Origin of the sequence: Microbacterium sp. NPDC089189 (assembly GCF_040685095.1) — a bacterium.
Classification (GTDB): Bacteria; Actinomycetota; Actinomycetes; order Actinomycetales; family Microbacteriaceae; genus Microbacterium.
Window position 1 is genome coordinate 1 of record NZ_JBFBHG010000014.1, and the last position, 15,526, is coordinate 15,526.

General features: G+C 71.7%; 21 protein-coding genes. 4 read left to right on the forward strand and 17 right to left on the reverse strand.

Features of this window, described 5'->3' with window-relative positions; all coding sequences use genetic code 11:
* Positions 1-99: 99 nt before the first annotated feature.
* From AB0N73_RS09440 to AB0N73_RS09450, 3 genes are all read right to left on the reverse strand, one after another.
* The gene (locus AB0N73_RS09440) at positions 100-645 is read right to left on the reverse strand and encodes a MerR family transcriptional regulator (RefSeq protein WP_363562729.1); all 546 of its coding nucleotides are present in this window, start codon (positions 643-645) and stop codon (positions 100-102) included.
* Between the two features lie 97 nt (positions 646-742).
* Complete coding sequence (locus AB0N73_RS09445; RefSeq protein ID WP_363562731.1) at positions 743-1,435, reverse strand: MerR family transcriptional regulator; 693 nt, start codon at positions 1,433-1,435, stop codon at positions 743-745.
* Complete coding sequence (locus AB0N73_RS09450) at positions 1,435-1,866, reverse strand: FHA domain-containing protein (RefSeq protein ID WP_363562928.1); 432 nt, start codon at positions 1,864-1,866, stop codon at positions 1,435-1,437. Before AB0N73_RS09450 ends, AB0N73_RS09445 begins: the two co-directional genes overlap by 1 nt.
* Before the next feature lie 179 nt (positions 1,867-2,045).
* On the opposite strand from AB0N73_RS09450, the gene AB0N73_RS09455 reads away from it, so the two are divergent.
* Positions 2,046-2,711, forward strand: coding sequence for a copper resistance protein CopC (locus AB0N73_RS09455; protein ID WP_363562733.1), 666 nt, complete (start codon positions 2,046-2,048; stop codon positions 2,709-2,711).
* A 9-nt stretch (positions 2,712-2,720) separates the two neighbouring features.
* Positions 2,721-4,118 (forward strand): dihydrolipoyl dehydrogenase, encoded by a 1,398-nt coding sequence (gene lpdA, locus AB0N73_RS09460; RefSeq protein WP_363562735.1) that lies wholly within the window; start codon positions 2,721-2,723, stop codon positions 4,116-4,118.
* Positions 4,119-4,190: 72 nt separating this feature from the next.
* Here the strand turns inward: lpdA and AB0N73_RS09465 are convergent, their stop codons facing one another.
* Positions 4,191-4,820 carry a CYTH domain-containing protein gene (locus AB0N73_RS09465; RefSeq protein ID WP_363562737.1) on the reverse strand — a complete coding sequence of 210 codons (630 nt, stop codon included), beginning with the start codon at positions 4,818-4,820 and terminating at the stop codon, positions 4,191-4,193.
* The gene (locus AB0N73_RS09470) at positions 4,817-5,056 is read right to left on the reverse strand and encodes a response regulator (protein WP_363562739.1); all 240 of its coding nucleotides are present in this window, start codon (positions 5,054-5,056) and stop codon (positions 4,817-4,819) included. The genes AB0N73_RS09465 and AB0N73_RS09470 overlap by 4 nt, the downstream gene beginning before the upstream one ends.
* Positions 5,057-5,121: 65 nt before the next feature.
* Between AB0N73_RS09470 and AB0N73_RS09475 the strand changes: the two genes are divergently transcribed.
* Positions 5,122-5,853, forward strand: coding sequence for a glutamine amidotransferase (locus tag AB0N73_RS09475; RefSeq protein WP_363562741.1), 732 nt, complete (start codon positions 5,122-5,124; stop codon positions 5,851-5,853).
* On the opposite strand, the gene AB0N73_RS09480 is transcribed toward AB0N73_RS09475, so the two are convergent.
* From AB0N73_RS09480 to ribA, 9 genes are all read right to left on the reverse strand, one after another.
* Positions 5,841-6,890, reverse strand: a complete 1,050-nt coding sequence (locus AB0N73_RS09480) for a YihY/virulence factor BrkB family protein (RefSeq protein ID WP_363562743.1) — start codon at positions 6,888-6,890, stop codon at positions 5,841-5,843. The genes AB0N73_RS09475 and AB0N73_RS09480 overlap by 13 nt on opposite strands.
* A 62-nt stretch (positions 6,891-6,952) precedes the next feature.
* Positions 6,953-7,411, reverse strand: coding sequence for an A24 family peptidase (locus AB0N73_RS09485; protein WP_363562745.1), 459 nt, complete (start codon positions 7,409-7,411; stop codon positions 6,953-6,955).
* A gap of 37 nt (positions 7,412-7,448) precedes the next feature.
* Positions 7,449-7,748 (reverse strand): DUF1905 domain-containing protein, encoded by a 300-nt coding sequence (locus AB0N73_RS09490; protein WP_363562747.1) that lies wholly within the window; start codon positions 7,746-7,748, stop codon positions 7,449-7,451.
* A 50-nt stretch (positions 7,749-7,798) separates the two neighbouring features.
* Complete coding sequence (locus AB0N73_RS09495; protein WP_363562749.1) at positions 7,799-8,698, reverse strand: L,D-transpeptidase; 900 nt, start codon at positions 8,696-8,698, stop codon at positions 7,799-7,801.
* Positions 8,686-9,138 (reverse strand): DUF2809 domain-containing protein, encoded by a 453-nt coding sequence (locus AB0N73_RS09500; RefSeq protein WP_363562751.1) that lies wholly within the window; start codon positions 9,136-9,138, stop codon positions 8,686-8,688. The genes AB0N73_RS09495 and AB0N73_RS09500 overlap by 13 nt, the downstream gene beginning before the upstream one ends.
* Positions 9,135-10,127, reverse strand: a complete 993-nt coding sequence (locus tag AB0N73_RS09505) for an aldo/keto reductase (RefSeq protein ID WP_363562753.1) — start codon at positions 10,125-10,127, stop codon at positions 9,135-9,137. The genes AB0N73_RS09500 and AB0N73_RS09505 overlap by 4 nt, the downstream gene beginning before the upstream one ends.
* 9 nt (positions 10,128-10,136) lie before the next feature.
* On the reverse strand, positions 10,137-11,159 hold the full coding sequence (locus tag AB0N73_RS09510) for an FUSC family protein (protein WP_363562755.1): 1,023 nt from the start codon (positions 11,157-11,159) through the stop codon (positions 10,137-10,139).
* A gap of 9 nt (positions 11,160-11,168) precedes the next feature.
* Positions 11,169-11,699, reverse strand: coding sequence for a MarR family transcriptional regulator (locus AB0N73_RS09515; protein WP_363562757.1), 531 nt, complete (start codon positions 11,697-11,699; stop codon positions 11,169-11,171).
* Positions 11,696-12,391 carry a GTP cyclohydrolase II gene (ribA, locus tag AB0N73_RS09520; RefSeq protein ID WP_363562759.1) on the reverse strand — a complete coding sequence of 232 codons (696 nt, stop codon included), beginning with the start codon at positions 12,389-12,391 and terminating at the stop codon, positions 11,696-11,698. The genes AB0N73_RS09515 and ribA overlap by 4 nt, the downstream gene beginning before the upstream one ends.
* A gap of 84 nt (positions 12,392-12,475) precedes the next feature.
* Between ribA and nrdI the strand changes: the two genes are divergently transcribed.
* Positions 12,476-12,910 carry a class Ib ribonucleoside-diphosphate reductase assembly flavoprotein NrdI gene (gene nrdI / locus AB0N73_RS09525; protein ID WP_363562761.1) on the forward strand — a complete coding sequence of 145 codons (435 nt, stop codon included), beginning with the start codon at positions 12,476-12,478 and terminating at the stop codon, positions 12,908-12,910.
* A gap of 6 nt (positions 12,911-12,916) precedes the next feature.
* Here nrdI and AB0N73_RS09530 read toward each other — a convergent pair whose 3' ends face one another.
* Genes AB0N73_RS09530 through AB0N73_RS09540 form a run of 3 tightly spaced genes read right to left on the reverse strand, consistent with a single transcriptional unit; the run spans position 12,917 to position 15,434 of the window.
* Positions 12,917-13,774 carry a metal ABC transporter permease gene (locus AB0N73_RS09530; protein WP_363562763.1) on the reverse strand — a complete coding sequence of 286 codons (858 nt, stop codon included), beginning with the start codon at positions 13,772-13,774 and terminating at the stop codon, positions 12,917-12,919.
* On the reverse strand, positions 13,771-14,511 hold the full coding sequence (locus tag AB0N73_RS09535; protein ID WP_363562765.1) for a metal ABC transporter ATP-binding protein: 741 nt from the start codon (positions 14,509-14,511) through the stop codon (positions 13,771-13,773). Before AB0N73_RS09535 ends, AB0N73_RS09530 begins: the two co-directional genes overlap by 4 nt.
* Entirely contained in the window at positions 14,508-15,434 is a 927-nt protein-coding gene (locus AB0N73_RS09540; protein ID WP_363562767.1) for a metal ABC transporter substrate-binding protein, read from the reverse strand. Before AB0N73_RS09540 ends, AB0N73_RS09535 begins: the two co-directional genes overlap by 4 nt.
* Positions 15,435-15,526 lie beyond the last annotated feature (92 nt).

A 15,526-nucleotide genomic window follows, 5' to 3' on the forward strand; every position in this document is an offset into this window, starting at 1 on the left:
GTTTAACCCACTGTGTCGGCGCGAAAGCGCTGTCTCGCGGTTCGGCGTCGGCGGGCGCGCGGAAGCGCGGGCGCCGACGGGGCGCGGAGGGAGGGCGGGTCAGGCGGTGCGACGGGCGCGACGGGCGGAGAGCTCGTCGGCGGGATCCGGCGTCTGGGCGTCGAAGTCGACGAGCGTCGACTCGACCTCGCGCAGCACCTTGCCGACGGCGATGCCGAAGACGCCCTGGCCGCGGCTGACGAGGTCGATGACCTCGTCGTTCGACGTGCACAGGTAGACCGAGGCACCGTCGCTCATGAGCGTCGTGCCGGTGAGGTCGCGGATGCCGGCGACACGGAGCTGCTCGACCGCGGTGCGGATCTGCTGCAGCGAGATGCCGGTGTCGAGCAAACGCTTCACAAGCTTGAGGACGAGGATGTCGCGGAAGCCGTACAGACGCTGCGACCCCGACCCGCTGGCACCGCGCACGGTCGGCTCGACGAGCTCGGTGCGGGCCCAGTAGTCGAGCTGCCGGTAGGTGATGCCGGCCGCACGGGCGGCGACCGCACCGCGGTAGCCGACCTCGTCGTCCATCTGGGGCAGACCGTCGGTGAAGAGGAGGTCGGCGGCGATCGGAATGTCGCCGAGTAGGTCGCCTGCGTTCATGCGGACGCCTCCCTTCGGGTGCGGTGTGCTTCCACGCTAGAGGAGCAAGAGGACTCGGGCAATGACATCGGCGTCGAGACGTCGGCGTGTCGGACGATCACGCGTCGAGCCGGTCGAGCGCGGCGCGGACGAGCGACTCCCGCACGTCGGAGATCCGACGTGCGAGCTCGGGTGCGATGTCGGCGGCACGGCCGCGGGATGCCGCGTCCGTGCGACGGCGCAGCGGCGCCAGGGCGGATTCGACGAGGGCGACGTCGCGCTCGGCGCTCTGCTTGAGGGCGCGCAGATGACGGGGGCCGATGCCGTGGCGATCCAGCGCGACGAGGGCGCGCAGCATCCCGAGCGCCTGGTCGTCGTACGTCTCGCCGCCGGTGATGAATCCGGTGCTCAGCGCGTCGTTGAGCAACTGCGTACCGGCTCCGGCCGCGCGCAGCAGCTCATCTCGCCGGTACCGCCGCGCGGCGGGCACGATCGAGCGCGGCACCGAGCCGCTCGGCGGAGCCGGGTCGCGTCCCGCGTCGAGATCGTCGAGATACTCGCGGATGACGAGCAGCGGGAGGTAGTGATCGCGCTGCAGCGTGAGCGCGAGACGCAGCCGCTCGAGATCGGCGGGGGTGAACTTGCGGTACCCGGTCTCGGTGCGGCTCGGCGTGACGATGCCCTGCACCTCGAGGAACCGGAGCTTGCTGGAGGTGAGAGCCGGGAACTCCGGGGTGAGCCGTGCCAGCACCTGACCGATGCTCAGCAGGCCCGCGGCCTCGCTGCGGCCACGGGCGGGGACAGCTGCCATCAGGCGTCGGCCGCGGCGAGGTCAGCGGGCGAGACGAAGAAGTTGAGACGGAACTTTCCGATGCGCACCTCGGCACCGTTCGCGAGCGTGGCGCGGTCGACGCGCTCGCCGTTCACGTAGGTGCCGTTGAGCGAGCGCTGATCGACGATCTCGAACGAGCTGCCCACGCGGGTGATCTCGGCGTGACGACGCGACACGGTCACGTCGTCGAAGAAGATGTCGGCGTCGGGGTGGCGGCCCACCGTCGTCACGTCGGTGTCGAGGAGGTACCGCGCTCCGGCCGCGGGGCCCGAGCGCACGATGAACAGCGCCGCACGGCTCGGAAGAGCTTCGATCGCCTCCATCTCGGCGTCGCTGAGCTCGCTCCCGAAGGGGATGAAGGAGAGGTCCGAGTCGTGCCCGAACGTCTGCGTCGTGTCGTGCGCGGGCAGTGCCGCATCGCCGTCGCGTCGGATACCGTCCGGCCGGTGTGTGTACTGCTCGTCCACGTGGTCCTCCCTGAGATCTCAGCCTAACGGATCGCTCGACCCGCCCGTCATCCCTCCGGCCCCATCCGTGCATCGCGATGCACTCAGGATGCCCCCGGTCGCACGGGTTTAGGCTCGGCCGGGTGAGCGCACAACAGCCCCTTCGCATCCCCCGCCGTCTCGCCGCCGCCGTGGCCGGTCTCGCCCTGGCCGCCGTGGGCGTCCTGACGGTCGCGGCCCCCGCATCCGCGCACGACGAGCTCGTCTCGACCGATCCGGTCGCCGGCTCCACGACCACGGGCCTGCCCGAGCAGCTCACGCTGACCTACAGCGCGGCTCTGCTCTCGGATGCCGGCGGCACCGTCGTGGAGGTGACGGATGCGGCCGGCACCTCCCTCGTCGACGGCGCCCCCGTCGTGGCGGAGAACGTCGTCACCCAGGCACTGACCGGCACCGCCGACGGGCAGGTGAACGTCGTCTGGCGCGTCGTGTCGAGCGACGGCCACCCGATCTCGGGCGAGTTCTCGTTCACCGCGACCCCCGAGGCGACCGCCGAGCCGTCGCCGTCGGTTCCGGCCGAGCCGACGCCCGAGGCGAGCACCGAGCCCAGCCCCGAGATGACGACGATGGCGCCGCCCGCCGACACGAGCGACGACGCGGCTCCCGCCGTCTGGCCGTGGGTCATCGGCGCCGTCGGCCTCGTCGTCCTCATCGCCCTGGTGGTGTGGCTGCTGGGCGCCCGGGCGCGCCAGCAGAAGCAGCTCGACCGCGACCGCACGGCCGGTCGGGGCGGCCCCGGCGAGCGATAGGCTGAAGACATGCCTCATTACGACGTCGTCATTCTCGGCGCCGGCCCCGGCGGGTACGTCGCGGCCGTCCGAAGCGCCCAGCTCGGCCTTTCCACCGCGATCATCGAGGAGAAGTACTGGGGCGGTGTGTGCCTGAACGTGGGCTGCATCCCCTCCAAGGCTCTGCTCCGCAACGCCGACCTGGCCCACACGTTCCACGCGCAGGCCGACCTGTTCGGCATCTCGGGCGACGTGTCGTTCGACTTCGGTGTCGCGTGGGATCGCAGCCGCAAGGTGGCGGATACCCACGTCAAGGGCATCCACTACCTGATGAAGAAGAACAAGGTCACCGAGTACGACGGCCGCGGCACCTTCCTCGACGCGAACACGATCGAGGTCGCCAAGGCCGACGGTGCGACCGAGAAGGTCACCTTCGACAACGCGATCATCTCGACCGGTTCGACGGTGCGTCTGCTCCCCGGCGTCCAGCTCAGCGAGAACGTCGTGACCTACGAGGAGCAGATCCTCAACCGCGACCTGCCCGAGACCCTCGTCATCGTCGGCGCCGGTGCGATCGGCATGGAATTCGCCTACATCATGAAGAACTACGGGGTGAAGGTCACGATCATCGAGTTCCTCGATCGTGCCCTCCCCAACGAGGACGTCGAGGTCTCCAAGGAGATCCAGAAGCAGTACAAGAAGCTGGGCGTCGAGATCCTCACCTCCACCAAGGTGGAGAGCGTCGTCGACGGCGGAGACAAGGTCACCGTCACCTACACGCCCAAGGACGGCGCGCAGGCCTCGATCGAGGCCGACCGCGTGCTGATGTCGATCGGCTTCGCCCCGCGCGTCGAGGGCTTCGGCCTGGACAAGACCGGTGTCGCGCTGACCGAGCGCGGTGCGATCGACATCGACGACCACATGCGCACCAACGTGCCGCACATCTACGCGATCGGCGATGTGACCGCGAAGCTGCAGCTGGCCCACGTGGCCGAAGCGCAGGGCGTCGTCGCCGCCGAGACGATCGGCAAGGCCGAGACGCAGACGCTGGGCGATTACCGGATGATGCCGCGTGCGACGTTCTGCAACCCGCAGGTCGCCAGCTTCGGTCTGACCGAGCAGCAGGCGCGCGACGCCGGCTACGACGTCAAGGTCGCGAAGTTCCCGTTCTCGGCCAACGGCAAGGCCAACGGCCTGGGCGAGCCCATCGGCTTCGTCAAGCTGATCGCCGACGCGGAGCACCTCGAGCTCCTCGGCGGGCACCTCATCGGACCCGACGTGTCGGAGCTGCTGCCGGAGCTCACGCTCGCGCAGAAGTGGGACCTCACGGCCCTCGAGGCCGCCCGCAACGTCCACACGCACCCGACGCTGTCGGAGGCGCTGCAGGAGGCCTTCCACGGTCTCGCGGGGCACATGATCAACATCTGATCCCGTTCGTACGAGAGAAGGGCCCCTCCGCGTCGGCGGAGGGGCCCTTCTCTCGTACGGTGTCGCGAGCGGTCAGCGCCCGAGGGCGCGTCCGAGCTTCGAGTCGGATGCGGCGGGTCGTCCGCCGGCCGCATCCACCAGCGCGGCGACCGCCGCGAAGAACGCGGCCCGCCACTGCGGATCGGCGGGGGCCGCGGGACCGAGTTCCACTTCCCACTCCCGCCACGCGGTGACCGCGCCGGTGCGCTCGGCGGTGGCCGTGACGTGGTCGTCGACGACCTCGGCGATCACTCCCCCGACGCCGGTCAGCGCGTACGCGATGCGCCGGTTGCGGATGCGGGCGAGCGCCGTGAAGGGCGGAGACGCCCACGGCTCGAGGGAGGCGACGACGGCATCCGGGACGTCGGCGGAGTCGCCGAGCGGCCACTGCCATTCGTGCCGGCCGTCGGCGGCCGAGCTCTTCACGTGCCACCCCTCATCCGGGCCGCCCGTGCGTCGTCGGAGCGCCACGCGGGCGCGCGCGAGCGCGAGGTCGTCGGTGTCGAGGTAGCGGGCGTCGAGCTCACGGACCTCGGGGGCACCCACCTCGTCGACGTCGGCGAGCTGCGTCCAGTCCGGCATCGACGCGTGTTCGTCGACGTCGAACTTCTCCTCGACCTCGACCGCGCGGGCAGGAGCGTCGGAGACGGCGTCGTCGCTCACGCGTCGGGGACGTCGTCCAGCTCTGCGGCGGTGACCGTCAGCGGCTCGGTGGACTCGACGTAGGCGAAGTTCGCCTCGGTCGGGCCGTCGGACGGGCCCGTGTTCACGTCGTCACCGACGCGGCGGTAGATGATCTGCCCTTCTCCGTAGGACGCGATGTAGTCGTCGCCCACGATGTCGTCAAGAGGAATGATCTGCCCGTCGAGCGGGCCTCCGGTCAGTCGTGCGATAGCCATGACGTCAGCCTAGACCCCGCCCCCGACCCGGCCGCGGGGCACCCGCGGTGACCTAGAATCCGGGGGTGAAGCCCTTCGTACTGCTCGCCACGCGCGCCGAGGACGTCCCCGCCGACGAGGAGTACGCCCTGATGCGCCGCTTCACCGGGCTCGCGGAGCAGGACCTCATCCGCATCCGGCTCGAGCAGGCTCCGATGCCTCCGCTCGACCTCGACGACCTCTCGGGGATCATCGTCGGAGGCGGGCCGTTCAACGCATCCGACACCGACGGCGCGAAGTCGCCCGTGCAGCACCGGGTGGAACGAGAGATCGGCGCACTGCTCGACCGTGTCGTCGAGGCGGACTTCCCGTTCCTGGGCGCCTGCTACGGCGTCGGGACGCTCGGAGTGCACCAGGGGGCGACGATCGACCGCACCTACGCGGAGCCGATCTCGGTCGTCCCGGTCTCGCTCACCGAGGCCGGCCGCGACGATCCGCTCTTCGCCGGGATGCCCGCGACATTCGATGCGTTCGTCGGGCACAAGGAGGCCGTCCGGGCCCTGCCCGCGCATCTGACCCTGCTGGCCGGCTCCCCCGCCTGCCCGGTGCAGGCCTTCCGCTCCGGGCGGAACGTGTACGCGACCCAGTTCCATCCCGAGCTGGATGTGGACGGCATCAGCACCCGCATCCGCGCCTACGCCGGCTACGGGTACTTCGCCCCCGACGAGCTCGACGCGACGCTCGCGGCCGTCCGGCGCGGGGCCGTCACGCATCCCTCGCGGATGCTGCGGACGTTCGCGGAACGCTACGCGCGCTGACGCTCGGCGGCCGCGGTGCGCTCCGCATCCACGGCCTCCTGCGCCGCCCGCAGCTCGTGCGTCGCCGCCTGCACGGCGTCTTCCGCGCGCTGCAGCCGGCGCTGCGGGAAGGTGAGGGCGCCGAATCGGCGCCGCACCCGATCGGTCGACTCCGCCGTCGCCGTCACGATGTAGGCGCTCGCGAGCAGGATGACCTGCGCCGAGAGGTTGAACCAGAGGAGCAGCGCGATGAGGGACGCGAACGTCGCGAGGAGCGGATTGGCCGAGGCGCCCCCGACGAAGAGTCCCGACAGCTGCTGGAGGACGGTGAGTCCGACGCCGCCGATGAGCGCCCCCGTCCACAGCGCCTTCTTGGGCGCCTTCACCCCCGACAGCACCACGAAGGCCAGCACGATGACCAGGACGTCGAGCGCGAAGACGGCGAGGATCGACACGGTCCGGGTCGCGACGACCGCCCCGGTGGAGTCCGCCGGGAGGCCGACCCATCCCATGAGCGTCTCGATGGATGCCGCTCCCAGGAAGCTCGCGGCGGCGGAGGCGATCAGCAGCACGCCGATCGCGATGGCGAGACCGAGGTTGCGCAGCAGCACCCAGATGAACAGGACGTCCTCGGTGAGGTTGTCCGCGATGCTCCGCAGGGCGTTGCGAAGCGACCCGATCGCACCGATCGCCGCTCCGATCAGACCGATGATCGAGATGACACCGGCGATCGTGAAGCCGGCGGGAGCATCGACCGCGGTGGGGTCGATCAGGCCGTCCTTGCCGACGAGCCCAGGGATGACCGCGTCGACCGAGGCGATGAGCGCGTTCCAGGCCGGCGGGTTGCCGGCCAGCCACAGCGCGGCGACCGAGAACCCGAGCAGCACGCCCGCGAACACGCTGAACAGCGTGCGGTACGTGATGCTGTCGGCGAGCTGCGGTCCCCGGTGCTCGGCGTAGAGAAGGTACGACCGCACGAGCCGGCGTTCGAGGGCCCAGGCGATCGCACGCGGCACGAAGCCCTGCGGCGCGCCGGACGGGGAGGTTTTCTCGGCCATTCCGCCAGGCTAATCGGCAGCGGGAGCCCGCACGCGCGCCTTGACACGGTGCGGGGTGCGGATCAGAGCACCGCGTGCGCGCCGATGGCCAGCCAGGCGCCGAGCAGCATCCACGGCCCGAACGGGATGGCGGTGCGGCGCGTGGCGCGGCGGGCGGAGAGCAGGAAGACGCTGTAGAGGCCACCGGAGAGGAACCCGGCGAGCACTCCCCAGAGCACCGCATCCCAGCCCAGGTACCCGAGGACGAGCCCGACGACGGCGGCCAGCTTCACGTCGCCGCCGCCCATGCCCCGCGGCTGCGCCCACCGCAGCAGGAGGAAGAACACGAACACCGCCACGCTCGCCAGCACGGCGGTGAGCAGCGCCGGATTCGTCCCGAGCGCGGCCGACGCCAGGACCAGGAGGAGCAGGAGGACCGGGTACGCGGGGAGCACGAGACGGTTCGGCAGCCGATGGGTGCGCGCATCGATGATCGCGAGCGCGACGCTCAGCACCGCGAACCCGGCATAGGCGAGGAGCACGGAAGCGTGCCCGAAGAGCGCGGCCCCCGACACCGGATCAGCCCTCCAGCACCTGCAGGTCCACCGACAGGGTGTCGCCGTCGCCCGCGTCTGCCGCATCACGGACCGCGCGCTTGACCGGCAGGATGTAGACGCCCTCGGAGGTGCTCGGGAAGATCGAGGTGCGCCAGGTGAGCCCCGCCGCGGACACCTCGACGCGGACCGCACCGAAACCGCGCGTCGGGCGCGGGATCTCGCGGATCATCTCGCTCGCGTCCTCCGGCAGCGACACGAAGAACCAGTCGGCGTCGCGGCGTGCCTCCCAGCGGAAGAGGACGGCGTCGAAGGCGAAGCGCATCCGCCCAGGGTAGACGGTCGTCGGGCCCGCGCGGGCGCCGTCCCCCGCGATCAGCCGGTGATGATCACCGGCGTCCCGAGCGGAAGTTGGGCCAACCGGTCGATGGCGGGTCCGTCCAGTCGCAGGCAGCCGTTCGAGATGGCTCCCGATCGGCTGTCGTGGTAGTGGAACGCGGTGACGGCGACATCCGCCCCGGCGAACCCGGCCAGCGTCGGGGATTGCACGCCCAGGTAGACCAGCGGATGCCCCCGGGTGTACCCGAACTCGGGCACGATCTGGGTGTGCATGATGAAGGTGCGCCCGAGCGGGGTCGGCGTGGCATCGGTGCCCCATCCGAAGTCGGACGCGACCGGCTCGACGCCCGACGGCGACACGATCGACACGGTGCGTGCCGACAGGCTCACCTCCACGCGCGTCTCATCGGGCACGAGCGCGACGTCGGCCACCCGCAGCCAGCCGCTCAGCTGCGCGGGGTCGCCCTCCGGCGGCACCCCTTGGCGGCCCGAGAGGAGGACCCGCACCCAGTGGGCGTGCTGTTCGACCACGGGCACCGTCGTGCCGCCGAACGTCAGCGTCTGCGGAAGACGGGCGACGGGGGCCTCGCCGGGCGCGGCGAACACCGGGATGTCGGCACTCAGCGGGGTGGCCAGCGCCCCGGCGGTCGGCGCGGTGGGGTCGGCGTCCACCGGCAGCTGCGGGATGACGGCGAAGACCTCGGCGGCCGGCAGCGCCGACACGTCGTAGACGGTGGCGTCGGCGGGCGGGCCGGTGGGGGTCGGTGTGGGCGTCGGGGTCGGGGTCGGCGTGACGCGGGGCGTCGCCGTGGGCGTGGATGCGGTGGGCTCGGCACGCTGCCCCGTGACCACGAACACGAGCACCAGCGCCACGATCACGACGGCGACCGTCGCGATCACGAACGGCAGCGCGCGGCGGAGCGTCACGGGGGCCATGGGTCCATGTTCTCCCGCCCGCGGCCCCGCGGCAATCCGGCGCCCTCCGCGCGTCGGCGTGCGACGCCGCGCACGAGGGCATCGACGACCGCCGCGGTCGCGCCCGCGAGCACGTAGATCACGAGGTCGCGGGCGTCGAACACCGTGCCGAGCACGAGCACGACCGGCGGGAACGAGGACGCCCACGCGAGCGGCCAGCCGGTGAGCTGGAAGAGCTCCACCAGCACGCACCAGCCGACGCCCACCCCACCCGCCACCCACGACGGCGCACGCGGCAGGACGACGACGGCCAGGAGCACGGTGAGCACCGCGTACAGCGCGTCGCCCGCGATGTCGCCGGCGGCGTTCTCGGGCGCCAGGCGGTGCACCGCGAGTCCTGCGGCGACGGTGAGCACCGCCACGAGGGCGGCGACGACCCGCCGCCCCGCGATCGGGCTCACCAGTGCGGGTGGATCGCGTCGTGCAGTCGGCGGGCGTACACGTCGCGGACGACCGCGTCGAAGGCGTCGAGGTCGAAACCGTCCTCGAGCAGGTCGGCGGCCGCCGCGTTGGCGCGGGCCTGCTCCGGCGTCCGCGCGCCGGGGATGACGCTCGTCACGCCCGGGAGGGCGGCGATCCAGGCGAGGGTCGCCGCGGGCAGCGTGACACCGTCGGGCAGCGCGTCCGCCAGCTCCCGCGCGGCGGCGAGACCGGTGTCGTAGTCGACGCCGGAGAAGGTCTCGCCGCGGTCGAAGGCCTCGCCGTTGCGGTTGTAGGAGCGGTGGTCGTTGGCGGCGAACGCCGTCTGCGCGGTGTAGCGGCCGGACAGCAGCCCCGAGGCGAGCGGCACGCGGGCGAACACCGCGACGCCGGCATCGGCCGCGGCGGGGAGCACCTCGTCGAGCGGCTTCAGCCGGAAGGGGTTGAGGATGATCTGCACGTTCGACGTGCCGGGGCGGGAGATCGCGGAGAGCGCCTGCGCGCACGTCTCGACCGAGACGCCGTAGGCCGCGATGGCGCCCTCGGCGACGAGCGCGTCGAGGGCCTCGTAGGTGGCCGGATCGTCGATGACCTCGCTCGGCGGGCAGTGCAGCTGCACGAGGTCGAGCGTGTCGACCCCGAGGTTCCGCCGGGACCGGTCGGTCCAGGCCGCGAAGTTCTCGGGCGTGTAGTTCGCCTTCTCCTGCGGCAGGCGGCGGCCCATCTTCGTCGCGACGGTGATGCCGTGGTCGGCTCGCCCGGAGAGGTATCCCCCGATGATCTGCTCGGAACGGCCGTCCCCGTAGACGTCCGCGGTGTCGAACAGGGTCGTTCCGGCGCTCGCCGCCGCGTCGAGCACCGCGTGCGCGGTGGCCTCGTCCACGTCGCCCCAGTCGGCGCCGAGCTGCCAGGTGCCCAGGCCCAACGCGGATACGGATCGGCCGGTCGCTGCCAACGGTCGCTGTTGCATGCCGCCAGCCTACGGCGTGCGACCGCGTCGGACGCGTGCCGACAGGACGGCGACGACGGTGCCGATCGCGACGCCGACGAGCGTATCGAGGATGCGGTCGCGGATGAGCAGCGCCGGGTCGGCCGGCACCGCGAGTTCGATCATGAGCAGCGCCAGCGGTGTCACGAACACCATCGCGATGCCGTAGTTGCGTCCGACGAACAGCTCGGCGCCGACCTGGAGAAGGACGGCGGCCGCGATGATCAGCAGCGGCGGCAGGTGGAGCGCCAGGAGCCCGGCGGCCAGCAGGATGCCGACGACGGTGCCGAGGAGCCGCTGGAATCCGCGGACGACGCGCGCCGTCACGCTCGCTCCCCCGAGCGCCGCGACGGCGGCGACCATCGCCCAGTACCAGTGCGTGCCGAGCAGGGCGAGTCCGGCGAGCCCCGCGAGCGCGCTTCCCGCACCGACGGCGATGGCCATCTCTACGGCGGTCGCGCCCAGTCGTGCCCGTGCGATCCTCCGGCCGTCGCGGAGCCCGCCGCGGAGGGCGGCGAGGGCGACCGTCAGGAGCAGGGCGAAGAGCGCGCCGGCGCCCGCGACGATCAGCACGGCGGCGAAGGATGCCGCGGTCGCCGGCAGCGTGGCGCACGCGCCGGCCGCGAAGACGGCGAACAGGGCCCCGGGCGGGTGCCAGCGGCCCGCGGCGGCGACCAGGGTGACCACGGCCGCGACGAGGGCGACGACCAGCACGCGGACGGCGGCAGGAGCCCCCACGACCGACAGTGCCGTGCCGATCAGCATCGCGCCGATCAAGGTCAGCGCCGCGGCCGCCTGCATCCGGATGCGGTCGCCGAACGCGTCGGCGCGACCGTAGAGCGCGGCGAACGCGCCGAAGCTGGCGTAGATGCTCAGATCGAGACGGCCGAGCCCCCACAGCACGAGGAGGGGGACGGCGATCGAGACGGCCGCGCGGAGGGCGACCCGGTGTGCGCCGCGGTGCGGGGCGACGGCGACGAGGCCGGCACCGAATGCCCGCAGTCGCTCACCCACTCCCCCAGGTTACGCCGCTCCCCGCGCCGGAACACTCGCCGCCGACCGCTCCAACGATGCCTCGATGCCGGGCAGCACCTTGCCGAGGAGGCGCGCGAGGGCGGCCTGCTCGTCGGCGTCGAGACGATTCGTCACGAGGTCGCGGATCTGCGCCACGTGGGCGGGCGCCGCTCCCCGCAGGATCTCGCGCCCCTCGTCGGTCAGCCGCGCCGACTGCGTGCGTCCGTCGCTGCCGCACGCCGAGCGGCACACCCATCCGCGCGCGACGAGCGCGTCGATCGCATGGCTGAGGCGGGACCGACTGAGCCCGGCGATGCGGGCGAGCTCGGTCATCGTGGGGCGCTCGACCTGGGCGAGGGTGATGAGGATCGCATAGTGGGCGTGGTTCAGACCCGAGGCATCGCGGAGCGTCCGGTCCAGGGTCTGCGGCAGCAGCTGCGCGGTGCGGATGAGGGGCAGCCACACCGCCATCTCGGCGTCGTCGAGGCGCCGCGGGTGGCGCTGTGCCTCGCCCGCTCCGGTCGTGCTCTCGTCGGTCATGCCGCCGGCAGGACGATGTCGTGGGCGGTGTGGTCGCGCTTGGCGGCCAGGTAGCGCGCGTTCGCCGGCGACAGGTGCACGGCCGTCCGCACCCGCTCGGCGACCGAGATCCCCAGCGCCTCGAGCTGCGTCGCCTTGTCGGGGTTGTTGCTGAGCAGGCGGATGCGGTCGGCTCCGACGGCCCGCAGCATCTGGGCGGCGACGGTGTAGTCGCGCTCGTCCTCGCCGCGCCCGAGGGCGACGTTGGCCTCGTAGGTGTCGAGACCGGCATCCTGCAGGGCGTAGGCGTCGAGCTTCGCGTAGAGGCCGATGCCGCGTCCCTCCTGGCGCAGGTAGAGCAGGAACCCTCCCTCGGCGGCGATCCGTTCGACCGCCTCCCGCAGCTGCGGCCCGCAGTCACAACGCTCGGAGCCGAACACGTCGCCGGTCAGGCACTCGCTGTGGGGGCGGACGAGCGGCGCGGGGCCGCCGTCGCGACCGCGCTCCAACGCGCCCCGCCAGTCTCCGAGACCGATGAGCAGATGCTCCTTGCCGTCGACGAGACCGTCGAAGGTGTGCACATCGCCGTCCGTGCGGAATCCGTCGGAGAAACGCAGGGGGACGGACACGCGGACGCGTTCCGACGCCGCCGGCACCGGTCCGCGTCCGATCACCGGGAACTCGGCGACATCGATGTGTGAATTCTCAACCATGTGGAGGATCAAGCTCCGCGTGACATGCAGTATTCCCGGTCTCCGACACGATCCGTCATCCGGCTGCGGGCGGACACTGGGGTCATGCGCCGGGTGCCCGTCTACTACTACTCGTCGGTCTCCAATCTCACGCGCCGTTTCGCGGTCGGGCTCGCGACGCACGACGGCCGGCCCGTCCGGGACCTGGCCGATGCCGCGGTGCGCGCGAGCGAGGTCGACGGGCCCTGGGTGCTGCTCACCCCGTCGTACAAGGCGGGGAACGCCGAGGAGGTGACACTGCCCGCCGCGGTGCGGCGCTTCCTCCGGTCCGCGACCAACCGCCGGCATATGGTCGGGGTCATCGGGTCGGGCAACCGCAACTTCGGCGTGTACTACCAGGCCGCCGCGCGCGAGCTGGCGCAGATCTCGGGGCGCCCCGTCCTGTTCGAGTTCGAGCTGTCGGGAACCCCCGAGGACGTCGTCGAGTGCGCGCGGGTGCTGGCGGACGTCGACGGACTGCTCACGGCTCCGGGTGGCTGAGCGCCGTCAGGCCGCCGCCCGCGTCCGGCGCCCGAGGCGCCACAGGACGCCGCGCGTCGGGCCGGCCAGGTACACCAGGGCGAAGACCGCCCCCTGCACGAGGACGACGAGCCCGCCCGGCGACGCGTCCACCCAGTAGCTGAGGTACAGCCCGACTACGGAGGACACCACCGACATCACCGGTGCGATCAGCAGCATTCGCCCGAACCGGTCGGTCAGCAGATGCGCGGTGGCCCCCGGGATGATGAGCATCGCGACGACGAGGATCACGCCGACGACCTGCAGCGCGACGACGGCCGTCAGCGCGAGCACGCCGAGCAGCAGCGCACCGAGCACACGCGGCGACAGGCCGATCGCGAAGGCGTGCGTGGGATCGAACGCGTACAGCGTCAGGTCGCGGCGCTTGACGGTCAGCACCGCGAACGCGATGGCCGCGAGGATGCCGATCTGCACGAGGTCGCCCGTGGAGACCCCGAGCACGTTGCCGAAGATGATGTGGTTGAGGTCGGTCTGACTGGGCGTGATCGAGATGAGCACGAGCCCTAGCGCGAACAGCGTCGTGAAGACGATGCCGATCGCCGCATCCTCCTTGACCCGGCTCGTGCCGCGGATGAGGCCGATCAACGCCACCGCCAGGAACCCGAACACGAGCGCGCCCAGCGCGAACGGCGCACCGAAGACGTAGGCCAGGACGACGCCGGGCAGCACCGCGTGCGAGACCGCGTCGCCCATGAGCGACCAGCCGACGAGCACGAGCCAGCACGAGAGGATCGCGCACACGATCGCGGCGATCGAGGTGGCGGCGAGCGCGCGCAGCATGAAGTCGTACTGGAGCGGTTCGACGATCAGATCCCAGAGGGTCATCGCGACTCTCCGTCCGCGAGCGGGTCGAGCCCGAACGCCTGGGCGAGCCGCTCGGGGCGAAGCGCCTCGGCCACGCTCCCCTGAAAGACGATGCGCCGGAGCAGCAGGATGGCCTCATCCGCCAGCTGCGGCAGAGCGTGGAGGTCGTGGGTCGACACGAGGATCGCGCGCCCGTCGGCGGCGAGTTCGCGCAGCAGCCGCACGATGGTCGCCTCGGACCTCTTGTCGACGCCGGCGAACGGCTCGTCGAGCAGCAGGATGTCGGCGTCCTGCGCGATGCCGCGGGCGACGAAGGCGCGTTTGCGCTGACCGCCCGACAGGCGTCCGATCTGGCGGTCGGCGAGATCGGTGAGCTCGACGCGGGCGAGCGCCTCGTCGACGGCCGCGCGATCGGCGCGCGAGGCGCGGCGCGTGATGCCCTGTCGCCCGTAGCGGCCCATCATCACCACGTCGCGCACCGACAGCGGGAAGTCCCAGTCGATGTCCTCGCTCTGGGGCACGTACCCCAGGCGGCCGCTCCGCCGTGCGGCCGCGGGGGTCATGCCGTCCAGCCGCACGCTCCCGCTCTCGGGGCGCACGGTGCCGACGATGGACTTGAACAGCGTGGATTTGCCCGAGCCGTTCATGCCGATGAGTCCCACCACCTGACCGCCTTCGACGTGCACGGTCGCGTCGTCGAGCGCGAGCACCTCGCCGTAGCGCACGCTCAGGTGCTCCGCCGCGATCGCGACGCTCACGACGCCTCCCCCGTGAGTCCGTCGATGATGGTCGACGCGTCGTGGCGGATGAGGTCGAGGTAGGTCGGCACGGGACCGTCGGCCTCGGACAGCGAGTCGACGTAGAGCACCCCGCCGAGGGTCGCGCCGGTGGCCTCGACGACCTGCTTCATCGCGCTGTCCGACACGGTGGACTCGCAGAACACCGCCGGGACGTCGTTGTCGTCGACGAAGCGGATGAGGTCGGTGATCTGCCGCGGCGTCGCCTGCTGCTCGGCGTTGACCGGCCAGATGTAGGCCTCGGTGAGCCCCGCGTCTCGGGCGAGGTACGAGAACGCGCCCTCGCAGCTCACCAGTGCGCGCTGGTTCTCGGGCAGCGCCGCGAGCCGGCCGACGAGGTCGTCCTGGACCCCCTGCAGCTCGGCCTTGTACGCCTCGCCGTTGGCGGCGTACGCGTCGGCGTTCTCGGGGTCGAGCTCACCGAAGGCGGCGACCATGTTGTCGACGTAGATCTGCACGTTGAGCGGGCTCATCCACGCGTGCGGGTTGGGTTTGCCCGCATAGGCGTCCTCGGTGATGTCGATCGGGTCGATGCCGTCCGACACCACGACGTGCGGCACGTCGACGGACTCGACGAACTGCGAGAACCAGGCCTCGAGGTTCAACCCGTTGTCGAGGATGAGGTCGGCCTGGGCGGCACGTCGGATGTCGCCGGGGGTGGGCTCGTAACCGTGGATCTCGGCGCCGGGCTTGGTGATCGACTGCACGACCAGGTGTTCACCCGCCACGTTCTGGGCGATGTCGGCCAGGACGGTGAATGTCGTCAGCACCACCGGGCGATCGTCGTCCGGGGCGGCGGGCCCCCCGCATCCGCTGAGGGCGACGGCCGCGGCGCCCAGGAGCGCGAGCGCGACGAGACGGAGGGGACGACCAGACTTCGGCATACCGAAACCCTATAATTTCGGTCACCCGAAAACAACAAACGGCATCGGCGTGCGCTCCGCCGTCCGACACGGGCGGGTCGCGCGCTCCGGCT